13 protein-coding genes, 1 tRNA gene and 1 pseudogene are annotated in these 15,806 nt (G+C 64.0%); 12 read left to right on the top strand and 3 right to left on the bottom strand.

The window, feature by feature from the left end; translation table 11 throughout:
- Nucleotides 1–7 precede the first annotated feature (7 nt).
- The 3 genes from EJ078_RS14250 to EJ078_RS14260 are packed head-to-tail and all read left to right on the top strand — an operon-like array spanning nucleotide 8 to nucleotide 3,495.
- The gene (locus EJ078_RS14250) at nucleotides 8–448 is read left to right on the top strand and encodes a GFA family protein (protein WP_067002960.1); all 441 of its coding nucleotides are present in this window, start codon (nucleotides 8–10) and stop codon (nucleotides 446–448) included.
- Nucleotides 445–2,853, top strand: coding sequence for a phenylalanine--tRNA ligase subunit beta (gene pheT / locus EJ078_RS14255; RefSeq protein WP_127847082.1), 2,409 nt, complete (start codon nucleotides 445–447; stop codon nucleotides 2,851–2,853). The genes EJ078_RS14250 and pheT overlap by 4 nt, the downstream gene beginning before the upstream one ends.
- A gap of 39 nt (nucleotides 2,854–2,892) precedes the next feature.
- Nucleotides 2,893–3,495 carry a nucleotidyltransferase family protein gene (locus EJ078_RS14260; protein ID WP_127403563.1) on the top strand — a complete coding sequence of 201 codons (603 nt, stop codon included), beginning with the start codon at nucleotides 2,893–2,895 and terminating at the stop codon, nucleotides 3,493–3,495.
- An 81-nt stretch (nucleotides 3,496–3,576) separates the two neighbouring features.
- Here EJ078_RS14260 and EJ078_RS14265 read toward each other — a convergent pair whose 3' ends face one another.
- Nucleotides 3,577–4,572, bottom strand: coding sequence for an aldo/keto reductase (locus EJ078_RS14265; RefSeq protein WP_127215306.1), 996 nt, complete (start codon nucleotides 4,570–4,572; stop codon nucleotides 3,577–3,579).
- A gap of 96 nt (nucleotides 4,573–4,668) precedes the next feature.
- On the opposite strand from EJ078_RS14265, the gene EJ078_RS14270 reads away from it, so the two are divergent.
- From EJ078_RS14270 to EJ078_RS14295, 6 genes and pseudogenes are all read left to right on the top strand, one after another.
- Nucleotides 4,669–5,559, top strand: a complete 891-nt coding sequence (locus tag EJ078_RS14270; RefSeq protein ID WP_127215307.1) for a LysR family transcriptional regulator — start codon at nucleotides 4,669–4,671, stop codon at nucleotides 5,557–5,559.
- 39 nt (nucleotides 5,560–5,598) lie between these two features.
- Nucleotides 5,599–6,192: a cytochrome b gene (locus EJ078_RS14275; RefSeq protein ID WP_259979584.1), complete on the top strand. Its 594-nt coding sequence runs from the start codon at nucleotides 5,599–5,601 to the stop codon at nucleotides 6,190–6,192.
- 66 nt (nucleotides 6,193–6,258) lie between these two features.
- Complete coding sequence (locus EJ078_RS14280; RefSeq protein ID WP_067003284.1) at nucleotides 6,259–6,834, top strand: YceI family protein; 576 nt, start codon at nucleotides 6,259–6,261, stop codon at nucleotides 6,832–6,834.
- A 267-nt stretch (nucleotides 6,835–7,101) separates the two neighbouring features.
- Nucleotides 7,102–8,088, top strand: a complete 987-nt coding sequence (locus EJ078_RS14285; RefSeq protein ID WP_127215308.1) for a Gfo/Idh/MocA family oxidoreductase — start codon at nucleotides 7,102–7,104, stop codon at nucleotides 8,086–8,088.
- 31 nt (nucleotides 8,089–8,119) lie between these two features.
- Nucleotides 8,120–9,775 carry an FAD-binding dehydrogenase gene (locus tag EJ078_RS14290; protein ID WP_128294507.1) on the top strand — a complete coding sequence of 552 codons (1,656 nt, stop codon included), beginning with the start codon at nucleotides 8,120–8,122 and terminating at the stop codon, nucleotides 9,773–9,775.
- Nucleotides 9,776–10,210: 435 nt separating this feature from the next.
- Nucleotides 10,211–11,206: pseudogene (locus EJ078_RS14295) on the top strand (caspase family protein); the annotation flags it as partial.
- Nucleotides 11,207–11,438: 232 nt separating this feature from the next.
- On the opposite strand, the gene EJ078_RS14300 reads toward EJ078_RS14295, so the two are convergent.
- Nucleotides 11,439–11,515 (bottom strand) — tRNA-Arg (locus EJ078_RS14300).
- Nucleotides 11,516–11,717: 202 nt separating this feature from the next.
- Complete coding sequence (locus EJ078_RS14305) at nucleotides 11,718–13,211, bottom strand: HAMP domain-containing sensor histidine kinase (protein ID WP_067002984.1); 1,494 nt, start codon at nucleotides 13,209–13,211, stop codon at nucleotides 11,718–11,720.
- Nucleotides 13,212–13,466: 255 nt separating this feature from the next.
- On the opposite strand from EJ078_RS14305, the gene rpmH reads away from it, so the two are divergent.
- The 3 genes from rpmH to yidC are packed head-to-tail and all read left to right on the top strand — an operon-like array spanning nucleotide 13,467 to nucleotide 15,803.
- On the top strand, nucleotides 13,467–13,601 hold the full coding sequence (gene rpmH / locus EJ078_RS14310) for a 50S ribosomal protein L34 (RefSeq protein ID WP_008833937.1): 135 nt from the start codon (nucleotides 13,467–13,469) through the stop codon (nucleotides 13,599–13,601).
- 16 nt (nucleotides 13,602–13,617) lie between these two features.
- Nucleotides 13,618–13,971 (top strand): ribonuclease P protein component, encoded by a 354-nt coding sequence (gene rnpA, locus EJ078_RS14315; protein WP_067323826.1) that lies wholly within the window; start codon nucleotides 13,618–13,620, stop codon nucleotides 13,969–13,971.
- Between the two features lie 14 nt (nucleotides 13,972–13,985).
- On the top strand, nucleotides 13,986–15,803 hold the full coding sequence (yidC, locus tag EJ078_RS14320; protein ID WP_067002989.1) for a membrane protein insertase YidC: 1,818 nt from the start codon (nucleotides 13,986–13,988) through the stop codon (nucleotides 15,801–15,803).
- Nucleotides 15,804–15,806: the final 3 nt, after the last annotated feature.

Below are 15,806 nucleotides of genomic sequence, written 5' to 3' on the forward strand. Positions count from 1 at the left end.
TTTCCACATGACTGCTCCCCACACCGGGGGCTGCCGCTGCGGTGCCGTGCGGTTCGAGGCCTCGGCCGAGCCGCACCACATCAGCTATTGCCATTGCGGCGATTGCCGGCGCGCCAGCGGCGCGCCGGTGTCGGCCTTTATCGGCTTCGCGGCCGACCAGATCGCGCTCGAAGGCAAGTCGCTGAAGAGCTACCGGAACGGCCCGGTGGCGCGCTCGTTCTGCGGCATTTGCGGCTCGCCGATCGCCTATAGCGACGAGCGGCTCGCCGGCCATATTTACTTCACGCTCGGCGCCATGGACATGCCTGCCTATTTCAGGCCGACGCTGCATGCGCATGTGCGCGAGCAACTGCCCTTCCTGCATATGCCCGATTCACTGCCGCGGCACCTCAAGACGAGCGTGGCTAGACCTGACGCGCAAAGCCCTTCCTACGGAACACAGTCATGAAATTCACCCTCTCCTGGCTCAAGGACCATCTCGAGACCGACGCTTCGCTTGCCGAAATCGTCGAGCGGCTGACGGCGATCGGCCTCGAAGTCGAACATGTCGACGACAAGGCGGGCCTAAAACCCTTTGTCATAGCCAAGGTGCTGACTGCCGTGCAGCATCCCGACGCCGACCGGCTGCGGGTGCTTACCGTCGATACCGGCGACGGCAAGCCGCCGGTGCAGGTGGTGTGCGGGGCGCCCAACGCCCGCGCCGGCCTGGTCGGCGCTTTTGCTGCGCCCGGCACCTATATTCCCGGCATCGACGTCACGCTTTCGGTCGGCAAGATCCGCGGCGTCGAGAGCCATGGCATGATGTGCTCCGAACGCGAGCTGCAGCTTTCGGACGAGCATACCGGCATCATCGACCTGCCCGAAGACGCACCGGTCGGCACCAGCTTCGCCGCCTACGCCCATCTCGACGATCCGGTGATCGAGATCAACCTGACGCCGAACCGCCCCGATGCCACCAGCGTCTACGGCATCGCCCGCGATCTCGCGGCGAGCGGCCTCGGCCGGCTGACCGGCGGCGCGATCATGCCGCATGCCGGCGACGGCATGTGCCCGGTCAAGGTCAAGATCGAGGCACCGGAACTCTGCCCCGGCTTCGCGCTGACTCTGGTGAAGGGCGTGAAGAACGGCCCGTCGCCGAAATGGCTGCAGCAGCGGCTGATCGCGATCGGGCTTCGGCCGATCAGCGCGCTGGTCGACATCACCAACTACGTCACCTTCGACCGCGGCCGGCCGCTGCATGTGTTCGACGCGAAGAAGGTCACCGGCAACCTTGTGGTGCGCCGCGCCAGGGACGGTGAAAACGTGCTGGCGCTCGACGGACGCGAATACTCGCTGACGCCCGAGATGTGCGTGATCGCCGACGACAACGGCATCGAATCGATTGCCGGCATCATGGGCGGCGAGCATTCGGGCTGCGACGAGAACACCACCGACGTGCTGATCGAATCGGCGCTCTGGGACCCGATCACGACGGCCCGCACCGGTCGCACGCTCGGCATCATCAGCGATGCGCGCTACCGCTTCGAGCGCGGCGTCGACCCTGAGTTCATGGTGCCCGGCGTCGAGCTCGCGACCAAGCTGGTGCTGGAATTGTGCGGCGGCACGCCGACGGAAATCGAGGTGGCGGGCTATGCCGGCCACAAGCCGAAGATCATTTCCTTCCCGCTGTCGGAAGTGAAGCGGCTGACCGGCATCGAGGTGCCGAGAGAAGAAGCGCTCACTATACTGACCCGTCTCGGCTTCGAGCCGCGCAGCTCAGGTGACGCCGTCGAGGTGAAGGTCCCCTCCTGGCGTCCGGATGTCGACGGCAAGGCCGATCTCGTCGAGGAAGTGATGCGCATCCACGGCGTCGACAACATAGCGCCGCAGCCGCTCACCTCGCATGACGCGGTCAACGGCAGGATCCTGACCATACTGCAGGTGCGCACCCGGGCCGCCAAGCGCGCGCTCGCCGTGCGCGGCATGATGGAGGCGGTCACCTGGTCGTTCATTCCGGCGAAACACGCCGAGCTGTTCGGCGGCGGCCAGAACCGGCTGAAGCTCGCCAACCCGATCGCCGCCGACATGTCCGACATGCGGCCGTCGCTGCTGCCCGGGCTGATCAGCGCCGCCCAGCGCAATGCCGATCGGGGCATCGGCGACGTGGCGCTGTTCGAGGTCTCCGGCACCTATGAAGGCGACTTGGCCGATCAGCAGCGGCGCGTCGCCGCCGGCGTGCGGCGGGGCACCGCCAAGCTCGACGGCTCGGGCCGCAGCTGGGCCGGCAATGCCGGGCCGGTCGGGGTGTTCGACGCCAAGGCCGATGCGATCGCGGCGCTCGAAGCCTGCGGCGCGCCGGTCGACAGGCTGCAGATCGAGCCCGGCGGCCCGGCCTGGTACCATCCCGGACGCTCAGGCACGATCAAGCTCGGGCCGAAGACCGTGCTCGGCACTTTCGGCGAGTTCCATCCAAAGACGCTCGAAGTGCTCGACGCCTCCGGGCCGCTCTGCGGCTTCGAGGTCTTTGTCGATGCCGTGCCGGAGCCGAAGGCCAAGCCGACGCGCACCAAGCCGAAGCTGGAGCTTTCACCCTTCCAGGCGGTGAAGCGCGATTTTGCTTTCGTCGTCGACCGGACGGTCGAGGCCGGCACGCTGGTGCGGGCAGCTTTGGCCGCCGACAAGAAGCTCGTCACCGGCGTTTCGGTGTTCGACGTCTTCGAGGGCGCTGCGCTCGGCGCCGCCAAGAAGTCGATCGCCATCGAAGTCTCGATCCAGCCGGTCGAAAAGACGCTGACCGACGAGGATTTCGAGGCGCTGGCCAAGCGCATCGTCGAGAACGTCAACAAGCAGACGGGCGGCGTGCTGAGAGCATAAAGGATTGCCGGAAGGTGGCGAATCGCCCTCCATTGGGCGATGCACCATCTCCGCTATTCCGGCCTGCCTTTCGAGGAGCAACGCGCGGCGTTCCTCGAAATCGTGGTGGCGGACCCGCTGCTGGCCAAAACGCTGGCGCGAGTGCGTGAACTGGCGTTGCCGGACTGGCTGGTGGTTTCCGGCGCGCTCTACAACAGCATCTGGAACCATCTCACCGGCAGGCCCTCAGGCTACGGCATCAAGGATGTCGATCTGTTCTATTTCGACGGCACCGATCTCTCCTACGAGGCCGAGGACGCGGTGATCCGCCGGGCGGCGCAGCATTTCGAAGGACTGACGCTGCCGGTGGAGGTGCGAAATCAGGCACGCGTGCACCTGTGGTATCCGGCCAAATTCGGGCAGGCATGCCCGCGCTACACGAGCGCGAGTGAATCGGTCGGCTATTTCGCCTCGAAGACGCATGCGGTCGGGGTGCGGTTCGACGCAGACGAGGCGTTGGAGCTGGTGGCGCCGTTCGGGCTCGACGACATTTTTTCGTTCCGTATCACGCCGAACCGGGCGCTGGACAACCAGCGGACGCATGAGGCGAAGGGGAGGAGGGCGCGAGAGAACTGGCCGGAGATCAGCGTGGTGCCTTGGTAGGTCAGCGCGAGGCGCCCCCCTCTGTCCTGCCGGACAGAGGGGGGCGCTGTCCCGCCAGCGTCTCAAAGCAAGCTGAAATGTCTAACCATTCACCAGCGCCAGCAGCTCTTCGGTATAGCGCTTGCCGACGACCTTGTCGGGCGACAGCGCGTCGCCGATGGCCGCGACCTCGGCGGCGCTCAGCTTGATCCCGGCCGCTGCCGTGTTCTGCTCCAAATGGCGGATCTTGCGCGCGCCGGGGATCGGCACGATGAAATCGCCCTGGTGCAGCACCCAAGCGAGCGCCAGTTGTGCCGCTGTCACGCCCTTTTCCATCGCCAACTTTTCCAGCACGGCAATGACGGCATTGTTGGCTTCCATGGCTTCGGCCTGGAAGCGCGGCAGGCCGAGGCGCCAGTCGCCGGCGCCGAGCGTATCGCGCTTGGCGATGGTGCCGGTGAGCAGGCCGCGGCCGAGCGGACTGTAGGGGACAAAGCCGATGCCGAGCTCGCGGCAAACGGCAAAGACCTCGTCCTCGGGATCGCGGCTCCACAGCGAATACTCGCTCTGCACGGCGGCGATCGGGTGCACGGCATGCGCCCGGCGCAGCGTGGCGCCGCTCACTTCCGACAGGCCGAGCGCCCGCACCTTGCCCTCGCGCACCAGTTCGGCCATGGCGCCGACCGTGTCCTCGATCGGCACGTTCGGGTCAACGCGATGCTGGTAGTAGAGGTCGATGACGTCGGTATCGAGCCGCTTCAGCGAGGCCTCCGCCACCGCCTTGACGTGCTCAGGGCGGCTGTCGACGCCGATCATGCGGTCGACGCCCGAACCGTGCTCGGATATCTTGAAGCCGAATTTGGTGGCGATGGTGACCTTCTCGCGTACCGGCTTCAGCGCCTTGCCGAGCAGGATCTCGTTCTCGTAAGGGCCATAGACTTCGGCGGTATCGAAGAAGGTGACACCGATCTCGATGGCGCGGCGCAGCGTAGCGATGGCTTCCGCCTCCGGCTGTCCGCCATAGACAAAGCTCATGCCCATGCAGCCGAGGCCGACGGGGAAGACTTCGAGTTCAGTTCCTAATTTGCGGGTTTGCATGGCGCATCTCCTTGTTGCGATGGAGATGAAATAGCGCCTAGGCATCCGTTCGATAATCATGTCTCTTTCGCACAGCTCGCTCTATAAGATAGATCAATGAACCGGACGAACCTTTCCCAGCTGGCCGTTCTCGCCGCGGTCGCGCAATGGGCCAGCTTCCGCGGCGCGGCCCGCGAGCTCGGGATCGCGCCGTCGGCGGTCAGCCATGCGGTGGCGAGCCTGGAGGCGCAGCTCGGCGTGCGGCTGCTGGCGCGCAGCACGCGCAGTGTCGCCCCGACCGAGGAAGGCGCGCGGCTGTTGGAGCGCCTGCGGCCGGCGCTGTCCGAGATCGACCTGGCGCTGGAAACGGCGGTCGAGGCGCGCGACCGCCCGGCCGGCAATCTCAGGCTCAGCGTGCCGCGCACCGCCGCGCATCTGGTGCTGACGCCGCGGCTCGCTGCCTTCACGGCCGCCTATCCCGAGATCGTGCTGGAGGTCGTCATCGAGGACCGCTTCACGGATGTGGTGGAGGGCGGGTTCGACGCCGGTGTCAGGCTGGGCGAAAGCCTGCAGCGCGACATGATCGCGGCGCGCATAGGGCCGAACATCCGCGGCGCGGTGGTCGGCGCGCCCTCCTACTTCGCGACCATGCCCAAACCACGTCATCCGCGCGATCTCGCCGATCACCGCTGCATCCGCTTCCGCTTCTCCAGCGGCATCCTCTACCGCTGGGAGTTAGAGAAGGACGGCGAGGAAATCGAGATCGCAGCACAAGGGCCGCTGATCCTCGACGAGGACCATCTGATCGCCCAGGCCGCGATCGACGGCGCCGGGCTCGCCTTCGTCTTCGAGGACTATGTGAAGGCGCCGCTCGCCGATGGCCGGCTGATCCGCGTGCTGGAGGACTGGTGCCCCGCTTTCGACGGCTTCTTCGTCTACTACCCAAGCCGCCGCCAGATGCGGCCGGCGTTGCGGGCCTTCGTCGATTTCTTCAAGGTGAGCCCGTAGGGCTCCTCCGTTCCGCTTGTGGGGAGGGCTGGAAGAAAGGTGATTTCAGCGACGTTTTTCGACCATGCAATCGTCACCAACACCGCCACCCGCTATGGCTGGGCGATGATCATCCTTCACTGGCTGATCGGCCTCATCTTCATCGGCCAGTTCGTGCTCGGCTTCGTGATGATGCAGATCGACAGCCAGCGGACGTCTTTCGAGCTGATCCAGTTGCATAAGTCCTTCGGCTTCCTGCTGCTTGGGCTGGTCATCCTGCGCATCGCCTGGCGTGTCGGCAATGCGGCGCCAGCACTCCCGCCTTCGGTCGGAACATGGGAGCGCAAGGCAGCGCCGCTGGCGCATTTGGCGCTTTACGCCTTCCAGGTTGCCCTGCCGCTCTCCGGCTGGGCGCTGGTCTCGGTCTCGACGCTGGAAATCCCGACGATGCCCTTCAACCAGTTCGTCATGCCCGACCTGCCGCTCGCCGAATCCGATGCCGCGGAAAGCTTCTGGTCGGCCGCGCATTGGTATCTTGCCTATGCCGGCATCGCGCTGGTCGCGTTGCATATCCTTGCTGCGATGCGCCACCATTTCCTGCTGCGCGACAGCGTGCTCACGCGCATAATCACGCCTTCGTCTGTCCGGGAATAGAGCGGGCCGCCCGTTCGTTGGTGGCGGGAAGACAGCAATGCGCTGGTTCAGGATAGGAAGATGTCGATGCATGCGCGCATCCTCGGATTGGCGGCCTTTGCCGCTTGCCTTGCCGCGCCGGTTTGCGCCGCGGTGGCGCTCAGTGACGCCGCCGGCAGCTACACGATCAGCCCGGCGGGCTCCTCGATCCGCTTCACCATCGGCAAGGCCGGCGGTGGCGGCTTCGGCGGCGCCTTCGGCCGCTTCAAGGGCACGATCCGCATCGACAATGCCGATGTCGGGCGCTCGAAGGTCAACCTCACCATCTTTCCGGAAAGCGTCGGCACCGGCCAGGGCCGCATCGATGCTTTCCTGCGTTCCGACGCCGTCTTCGACAGCGCCAACAATCCGGAGATCCAATTCCGCTCGACAAACGTGACCCGCACCGGCGAGACCACCGCCGTGGTCACCGGCCGGCTGACGGCGCGCGGCAAGACGTTTTCGGAAAAGTTCACGGCCGAGCTCGATGGGCTGAAGTCAGGAACCATCAAGTTCCATGTCACCGGCAAGGTGCTCAGATCGCGCTACGGCATGGATGTCGGCACGCCGATCTATTCCAACGTCGTCGACTTCGACATGACCCTGACGGGGAGAAGGGGTTAGCTCTGGTCGCGCATCCTCGGGTTCGTCATCCTAGGGCGGAGCAAGGAGCGAAGCGACGCGCGCAGACCCTAGGATCCATGCCGTGAGGCTAAGGCGTTGCAACGGTTACAGAACTCTGCATCCCTGCACTTTACGTCATAGGTCACGGAATGGATCCTCGGGTCAAGCCCGAGGATGACGAAGGCGCTTTGTGGCCCGCGTCTGCGATTGGCTTTTCTCCGGAATTGGGGCACACCTCCATCGACGTAACCGACATGGAGAAGCATGATGTTCCGATGGGGTGTTCTGTCGACGGCCAAGATCGGCCGCGAGCAGCTTTTGCCGGCGATCGTGGATTCGGAGAATGGCGTGCTGTCGGCGATCGCCAGCCGCGACCTGTCGAAGGCCAAGGCATTGGGCGAGCGTTTCGGCGCGCCGCATGCCTTCGGCTCCTATGAGGAACTGCTCGCTTCCAAGGAGGTCGATGGCGTCTATATTCCGCTGCCGACCTCGCAGCATGTCGAATGGACGGCGAAGGCAATCGAGGCGAGAAAACATGTGCTGGTCGAGAAGCCTCTTGCGCTCGACGCCAAGGACATCCCGCCGCTGATCAAGTTGCGCGACGAGAAGAAGGTGCTGGTCTGCGAGGCCTTCATGGTCGTCTACCACCCGCAGTGGATCAAGGTGCGCGACCTCATTGCCAGCGGCGCGATCGGCCGCCTGCGCCACGTGCAGGGCGCGTTTTCCTATTACAATGTCGATCCCAGCAACATGCGCAACCAGCTGGATCTTGGCGGCGGCGCGCTGCCCGACATCGGTGTCTATCCGACCGTGTCGACGCGCTTCTCGACCGGCAAGGAACCGGTCCGCGTGCAAGCCACCATCGAGCGCGACAAGACCTTCGGCACCGACATCTATTCCTCGATCCGCGCCGATTTCGGCGACTTCGAACTGTCCTTCTACCTGTCGACGCAGATGGCGGCGCGGCAGGTGATGGTGTTCCATGGCGAGAAGGGTTTCATCGAGGTCTTTGGCCCGTTCAATGCCGGGCTCTACGACCACCACCGCATCGAATTGCACAACCAGAACCACACCGAAGCGCAGGTGTTCCGCTTCCCAGGCACCCAGCAGTACCGGCTGGAATGCGAGGCCTTCGTACGCGCGGCCCAGGGCGGCAAGGACCGTGTCTTCACGCTGGAGGAATCGGTCCTCAACCAGAAGGTCATCGACGCCATCTTCCGCGCCGGCGACAAGGACGGCTGGGAGCCCGTCTGACAGCCGTCGGAAGGCGCTGGGGGGAACGAAGATGGCTGACGACGCGGATGTCATCATTGTCGGCGCGGGGCTGGCAGGCCTCGTCGCCGCGGCAGAACTTGCCGAGGCCGGCAAGAAAATCATCATCGTCGACCAGGAGCCCGAGCAATCGCTGGGCGGCCAGGCCTTCTGGTCGTTCGGCGGGCTTTTCCTGGTCGACTCGCCCGAGCAGCGGCGCATGCGCATCCGCGATTCCCACGACCTCGCGGCCGCAGACTGGATGGGCACCGCCGCCTTCGATCGCGCTGAGGATTTTTGGCCGCGCAAATGGGCTGAAGCCTATCTCGGCTTCGCCGCCGGCGAGAAGCGCTCCTGGCTGATCGAGCGCGGGTTGAAATTCTTCCCCGTCGTCGGCTGGGCCGAGCGCGGCGGCGGCACTGCCAGCGGCCACGGCAATTCGGTGCCGCGCTTCCACATCACCTGGGGCACCGGGCCCGGCGTGCTGGAGCCCTTCGTGCTGCGCGTGCGCGAGGCGCAGAAGCGTGGGCTCGTCGAGTTCAAGTTCCGCTACCGGGTCAACGAAATCACGCGCACCGGCAAGACGGTGACCGGGGTGCGCGGCGACGTGCTGGAGCCAAGCACGGTCGAGCGTGGCCGCAAGAGCTCGCGCAACGTGGCCGGGGATTTCGAGCTCCACGCCCAGGTCGTGATCGTCGCTTCCGGCGGCATCGGCGGCAACCACGAGCTGGTGCGTACGAACTGGCCGCAGCGCCTCGGCGCGCCGCCGAAGCGCATGATCACCGGCGTGCCGGACCATGTCGACGGCCGCATGCTGGCTATTGCCGAAGCAGCGGGCGGGAGGGTCATCAACCGCGACCGCATGTGGCACTATGTCGAGGGCATCAAGAATTGGGCACCGGTCTGGACCGATCACGCCATACGTATTCTGCCGGGCCCCTCTTCGCTATGGCTCGACGCGCGCGGCAGACGGCTGCCGGTGCCGCTTTTCCCAGGGTTCGACACTTTAGCCACGCTCAGCCATATCATGAGCACCGGCTTCGATTATTCCTGGTTCATCCTGACGAAGAAGATCATCCAGAAGGAGTTTGCGCTGTCGGGCTCGGAACAGAATCCGGACCTCACCGGCAAGAGCTGGCGGCAGGTGCTTGGCCGCGCCACGTCGGGCATTCCCGGCCCGGTGAAAGCCTTCATGGAAAAGGGCGAGGATTTCATCGTCGAGGCCAACCTTTCGAAGCTGGTGGCGCAGATGAACGGGCTGGCCGGCGAGCCGCTGCTCGATGTGGCGCAGGTCGAACGCGAGATCCGCGCCCGCGACATGCAGCTCGACAACCCGTTCTCCAAGGATGCGCAGATCACCGCGCTGCGCGGCGCGCGCGCTTATCTCGGCGACAGGCTGATCCGCACCGCAAAGCCGCACAAGATGCTCGATCCGGCGAACGGCCCGTTGATTGCGGTGCGCCTCAACATCCTCACCCGCAAAACGCTGGGCGGCCTGCAGACCGATCTCGACAGCCACGTGCTCGACGCGGCGGGCGAGCCGGTCCCTGGTCTCTACGCGGCGGGCGAGGTCGCCGGCTTCGGCGGCGGCGGCGTGCACGGCTATGCGGCGCTCGAAGGCACCTTCCTCGGCGGCTGCATCTTTTCCGGCCGCAGCGCCGGAAGGGCGGCGACGAAGGCGGTCGGCTGAGCGAACGAACGGTTTGCCACAAGCTCGTGAGGCCTGCCCACCTTGTATGCTGCGGCCTCATTCAGGGGATTGATGGTGTTTGAAGTCGATGCCGGAAAGGGCGTTGAGGATGCACGGAGACCTCATACCAAGCGGCCTCCGGCAAGTTTGGCCTCTTCCCCAAGCAAGATGGCCCTTACAACGGGTACCCACGCGCTTTAACGGATGCTAATATTCTCCGTTACTCGGGAAGGTCGCAATGTCCAAGGTTTGTTTGTTGTGCGCGTGCCTTCTTTTGCTGGCCGGCTTGTCGACACCGGCCTCCTCTGAGACCCAGATCGGTCAACGCAGCCATAGATATGCGCTCGTAATCGGTAACTCGGCCTACCGTTTTGCGTCATCGCTTCCCAACGGGGTAAATGATGCGAATGCCATCTCCCGAGTTTTCAAGAGACGGGCTTCGACGTCACCCTTGGATTGGATACCGACGCATCAACGTTCAGGGCACTCATCGGAAAATTCAGGCGAAACTTGCGGCCGGGTGACGTCTCCCTTTTTTACTTCGCCGGACACGGGCTCCAAGCGAACGGGGAGAACTACCTATTGCCCGTTGACGCCGCCCTTCAACGTCCGGCCGACTTGGCTCTGGAGGCTGAGCGCCTGCAAGACATCATCGCCGCCATGACGGCCGAGGAAAATATCGCAATCGTCCTTCTCGATGCCTGTCGGGACAATCCTTTCGTTAAGCAATTGAGTGGACCGGGTCAAAGTCGCGGCCTTGCCATAGGAAAGGGGCTGGGAGCCTTGGATGCTGGCAGGGGAGTCTTTATCGGCTTTGCAACACAACCCGGCAACGTGGCTCTCGATGGAGCCGTCAATCATAGTCCGTTTGCAGACTCTCTTGTGAAGCGGATAAAGACTCCTTCGATCGACATTGAAATTCTCATGCGTCGCGTCCGGTTGGACGTCATGAACGCGACTTCTGGGAAGCAGGTTCCCTGGAGCAACTCGTCCCTGGTGGAGCCGGGATTCTCATTCAACCCAGATGCCGCGTCTAGTCCGTCTTCGGCAGACGCCTATCAGCCAGACATCAACGCGGCGGCAGAGCTTGAATTCTGGAAATCAATCAAGGATACATCCGATGTCTCGATGTATCGTGCTTATCTAGCGGCATTTCCGAATGGTGCATTCGTCGAAATTGCAAAGAGCCGAATTGCCAAGTTCCAAGCACTTACGCCGCCACGCAAAAAGATCCTGCCAAAGAAAGTCAGTCGCAAGCCGCAAGTGTCGTTGCCTGTCGATGAACCTTCCAATCGTTCGGCAAAAACGAGCGCACCAGCTAAACCGGAATCCGTGGGGCGATGCAGGGATGGCAACAAGGAGAGGTGTCGCCAGAGATGCCGTGAAGGCGCAAGGCGTGCCTGTCGCAAGCTGCAACAGCTAGGGGGTTAGTAACGCCGATGACTGCCTTGCGCGCGGTGGGACTTAGGCCGCGCCGCCGACTGCGGCTGGAGACGAGCAAGGGTGCATGGAAAAAAGCTGAACTCAAGAACGCTCGGGTACCACTGCCGACCCGATCGGGATCGTGGATTAATACGCCACGTGAACCTCGCCGCGTGAGCGTAGGCAGCCAGCGACTGCTTCGGCCGGCGAGGCAAATGCGCGGGAGTTCAGTTTGATTAATTGGCGCGCCCGAAGAGATTCGAACTCCTGACCCCCAGATTCGTAGTCTGGTGCTCTATCCAGCTGAGCTACGGGCGCGCATCAGGCCGTGTGAGACACAAGCCCCGCGATCCGGTCGAGACGCCGGCCGCGATGTGGAGTGTTCCCTAACGACTGAATTTCGGAAAAGCAAGCCGGCCCGGCAAAAGTTTTGTCGCAGGCGTTTACAGGATCACATTCCGACCGGGGCCTTTGCTTCGCGGAACTCCGAAGCGGGAACGTCTTCCCTGGCCTGTCACGGTCAAGCCGGGCGGCGCAGGCCGTTGCGGGCCTGATCGAGCCGCACCGGCTGGTCGGGGATGGTGACGGCGAAGACCGTGCGGCCGCCGATCGATTCGACCAGCTCCACCGTGCCGCCATGGGCGCGGATCAGCTCATGGGCGATCGCCAGGCCAAGGCCGGTGCCGCCGCTGCGCGCCGAGCCGCGGAAGGCGGCGAACAGGTTTTCGCGCGCCTTGGGCGGGAGGCCGGGGCCGGTGTCGCTGACGGTGATGCGGCTGACGCTGCCCAAGCGCTCGGCCGAGACGGCGAGCCGACGCACCACCGCGCTCTCCGTGTCGGCCGCCATTGCCTGCACCGAGTTGCGGCACAGATTGGTGAGCACGCGGAAGAGCTGGTCGGAATCGGCGTCGACTTCGAAGGTGAGCTCGACGGCATTGATGAATTCGATGCCCTCCTCGATATCGAGCAGGCCGTGCACGTCGTCGACCAGCTGGCGCAGCCGCAAGCGGCGGCGCGACGGCGCCGGCTCCTGTGTGCGGCCATAGGCAAGCACGCCCTCCGAATAGGCGACGGCGCGGTCGAGCGCGCGCAGGAGCTTCGGCGCGAAGGACTGCACGGTCGGATCCTTCACCTGGCGCAACCGGTCCGACATAAGCTGCGCGGAAGCCAGGATGTTGCGCATGTCGTGGTTGATCTTGGACACGGCAAGCCCGAGGTTGGCGAGGTGCTTCTGCTCGGCGAGCATTTTTTGCAGCCGATCCTGCATCTGCGACAGCTCGCGCTCGGCGACGCCGATCTCGTCGGCACGCTCCGTCGGGCAAATTATGCGGCCGGGATCGTCCGGCGCCTCGGAGAAGGACAGGATCGAGCGCGTCATGGTGCGGATCGGGCCGATCATGATCAGATCGATCGCCGCATAGACGAGCATGGCGGTGAACAGCGAGATCAGCAGCGAGACGACGGCGACGTTGCGCGAATATCTGAGCATGGCGTTGCGCAGACTGTAGTCCGGCATGATCAGCTCGAATTCCTTGTCGCTGTCGCCGACCGGGCCGAAGACGCGCAGCATCCGGTTGCCGCCGGCGAACAGCGTTTCCAGCGCGCCGGTCATGCCGTTGACCAGGCCGACATTGGCAATGTCGATATGCTCGTCGACCTTCGGCGGCATGTCGGCCACGACCAGCAGCCGCGAGACGCCGCCGTCGCGCACCGCGATCGCCTTGGCGCCGATCGCCATCAGCACGTCGTTCTGGGCGGTGTGCGACAGGGAGTTGGGCTCGCCCTGCAGCAACACGATCGACACGGCGGCGGAGGTGCTCAGCCGCTCCTTCAGCCAGTTCACCCGGTAGCTGGCGATCCAGGGCAGGAAGATCAGGATTTCGGCGAGCAGCACGAAGACGATGGTGAGAAGCAGAAGCTTGGTCGACAGACCGCGCGACAGCGGCACCCGGCGCGGCGAGCTTGCCGCCGCGGGGCGTGGCTTTTCATCCGTTGACAGGACTTCACTTGTCATGACGCGGTTTTCACGAAGGCTTGATCGAGCAAGATTATGCGATTTGCGGCTTTTTTGCCAATTTCGCCGCCAGCCAGTGAAAAAATGCCTTTGGGCGGGCTGGATTGACTTCCAAAATCCTTCTTCCTATAAGCCCGCTCACGCTCGGGCCTTCCGTCCCGGCGCGGTTTCGATCGCGCCTATAACCGGCCCGGCAAAGCTCCTGTTACAGTGTGACAGAATCAAGAAGGGCCGCACGCCGCGGTATTAAAACAAATGAAGCGTACCTACCAACCGTCCAAACTCGTCCGCAAGCGCCGGCACGGTTTCCGTGCCCGTATGGCCACCAAGGGTGGCCGCGGCGTCGTCGCAGCCCGCCGCAACCGCGGCCGCAAGCGGCTCAGCGCCTGAACGAAAGACGAGATCGTTGCCCGCAACCGGCAAGCCAAAGGGGAAAACTCCCGGGCGGCTTCTGAAACGCGCGGATTTCATGGCTGTGCGCGGCGGCGAGAAGCGCCGCGGGCGGCTTTTTCTCGTCGAGGTTCTCGACCGGGGCGACGATTGTGCGCCACGCGTCGGCTACACCGTGACCAAGAAGGTCGGCAACGCCGTGGTGCGCAACCGCGTCCGGCGGCGGCTGAGAGAAGCCGTGCGAACGCATGCCGCCGATGACATGGCGCCCGGCAGTGACTATGTCATCGTCGGGCGCGAAGACGTGCTTGCCATTCCGTTCGGCCAGTTGAAGGCCGAGCTTTCCCGCCGGCTGCGCGGAACACGATAGGCCAAGGGCTTTCGATGGAAAACAACCGCAATTTCTTCATCACCATCGCGCTGTCGGTGCTGATCCTGACGCTCTGGCAGGTGTTCTACATGAACCCCAAGATGGAGCAGCAACGCGAGCAGGCCCGCATCGAGCAGCAGCGCGTCGAGGCGCAGAAGAAGGAAGCGCAGGGGACCAATCCGGGCGCGGCCGGGACGCCGGCGCCGGCTCCGGGCGCCATCCCGACCGCACCTGGCGGCGAGACAGTCACTGTCGAGAGCCGTGACCAGGCTGTTGCCGCGACCAAGCGCATCAAGATCGACACGCCGAGCCTCGAGGGCTCGATCAATCTCACCGGCGCTCGCCTGGACGACCTCAAGCTCAAGCACTACACCGAGACGGTCGACAAGAATTCGCCCGAGATCCAACTCCTCAATCCGCAGGCGCTACCGACCGGCTATTTCGCCGAGATCGGGTTCGTCGGCACCGACAAGACCGGCGCGGTGCCGAGTTCCGACACGGTGTGGAGCGTTGAGGGCAATCCGACGCTGACCCCGTCGACGCCGGTGACGCTGACCTACACCAACGACAAGGGCCTGACCTTCAAGCGCACCATCTCGGTCGACAACGATTATATGTTCACCGTTTCGGACACTGTGCAGAATTCGGGAAGCGCTGCCGTCAGCCTGTTCAACTACGGTCGCGTCACGCGCTACGACAAGCCGGCGGTCGCCAGCACTTATGTGCTGCATGAAGGCCTGATCGGCGTTACTGGCACCGAGGGGCTGACGGAATACAAATACGCCGCCATCGAGAAGGACAAGGAAGTCAAGCCAGGCAAGTCGACCGACGGCTGGCTCGGCATCACCGACAAGTACTGGGCCGTCACCATGGTGCCGACCGAAAAGCAGCCCTTCCAGCCACGCTACGGCTATTTCGAGGACGGGCGCCATCGCTACCAATCCGACTTCCTCACTGATCCGATCAACATCGAGGCCGGCCAGTCCGCAACCATCGAAACCGAAGTGTTCGCCGGCGCCAAGGAAGTCGCCAAGATCAACGCCTATGAGGCTGACCGCCATATTCGCCAGTTCAATCTGCTGATCGACTGGGGCTGGTTCTATTTCATCACCAAGCCGATGTTCTGGCTGATCGACACGCTGTACAAATTCTTCGGCAATTTCGGCCTAGCGATCCTGGCCACGACCGTCATCGTCAAGGCCATCTTCTTCCCGCTGGCCAACAAGTCCTACGCGTCGATGGCGAACATGAAGAAGGTGCAGCCGAAGATGCTGGAAATCCGCGAGAAATACGCGGACGACAAGATGAAGCAGCAGCAGGCGATGATGGAGCTCTACAAGACGGAAAAGATCAATCCGTTGGCCGGCTGCTGGCCGGTGGCGCTGCAGATCCCGGTCTTCTTCTCGCTCTACAAGGTGCTCTACATCACCATCGAGATGCGGCACGCGCCGTTCTTCGGCTGGATCCACGACCTCGCGGCGCCCGATCCGACCTCGGTGTTCAACCTGTTCGGCCTGCTGCCCTTCGCGCCGCCGGCCTTCCTCCCGCATATGGGCGCCTGGGCGGTCGTGATGGGCATCACCATGTTCCTGCAGATGCGCATGAACCCGACGCCGCCGGACCCGACGCAGGCCGCGGTGTTCACCTGGATGCCGGTCCTCTTCACCTTCATGATGGGTTCCTTCCCGGCCGGCCTCGTCATCTACTGGGCCTGGAACAACCTGCTCTCGATCCTGCAGCAGGGCGTGATCATGAAGCGCCAGGGCGCCAAGATCGAGTTGTGGGACAATCTGGCGGCGATGTTCCGCAAGAAACCATCGCCGGCGGAATAGATG

Source organism: Mesorhizobium sp. M1A.F.Ca.IN.022.06.1.1 (genome assembly GCF_003952605.1).
Classification (GTDB): Bacteria; Pseudomonadota; Alphaproteobacteria; order Rhizobiales; family Rhizobiaceae; genus Mesorhizobium.

What these genes read in the sequence shown, in the direction of transcription:
- EJ078_RS14250 (WP_067002960.1), top strand. Translation starts at nt 8, where the DNA reads ATGACTGCTCCCCACACCGGGGGCTGCCGCTGCGGTGCCGTGCGGTTC.
- pheT (WP_127847082.1), top strand. Translation starts at nt 445, where the DNA reads ATGAAATTCACCCTCTCCTGGCTCAAGGACCATCTCGAGACCGACGCT.
- EJ078_RS14260 (WP_127403563.1), top strand. Translation starts at nt 2,893, where the DNA reads ATGCACCATCTCCGCTATTCCGGCCTGCCTTTCGAGGAGCAACGCGCG.
- EJ078_RS14265 (WP_127215306.1), bottom strand. Translation starts at nt 4,572, where the DNA reads ATGCAAACCCGCAAATTAGGAACTGAACTCGAAGTCTTCCCCGTCGGC.
- EJ078_RS14270 (WP_127215307.1), top strand. Translation starts at nt 4,669, where the DNA reads ATGAACCGGACGAACCTTTCCCAGCTGGCCGTTCTCGCCGCGGTCGCG.
- EJ078_RS14280 (WP_067003284.1), top strand. Translation starts at nt 6,259, where the DNA reads ATGCATGCGCGCATCCTCGGATTGGCGGCCTTTGCCGCTTGCCTTGCC.
- EJ078_RS14285 (WP_127215308.1), top strand. Translation starts at nt 7,102, where the DNA reads ATGTTCCGATGGGGTGTTCTGTCGACGGCCAAGATCGGCCGCGAGCAG.
- EJ078_RS14290 (WP_128294507.1), top strand. Translation starts at nt 8,120, where the DNA reads ATGGCTGACGACGCGGATGTCATCATTGTCGGCGCGGGGCTGGCAGGC.
- EJ078_RS14305 (WP_067002984.1), bottom strand. Translation starts at nt 13,211, where the DNA reads ATGACAAGTGAAGTCCTGTCAACGGATGAAAAGCCACGCCCCGCGGCG.
- rpmH (WP_008833937.1), top strand. Translation starts at nt 13,467, where the DNA reads ATGAAGCGTACCTACCAACCGTCCAAACTCGTCCGCAAGCGCCGGCAC.
- yidC (WP_067002989.1), top strand. Translation starts at nt 13,986, where the DNA reads ATGGAAAACAACCGCAATTTCTTCATCACCATCGCGCTGTCGGTGCTG.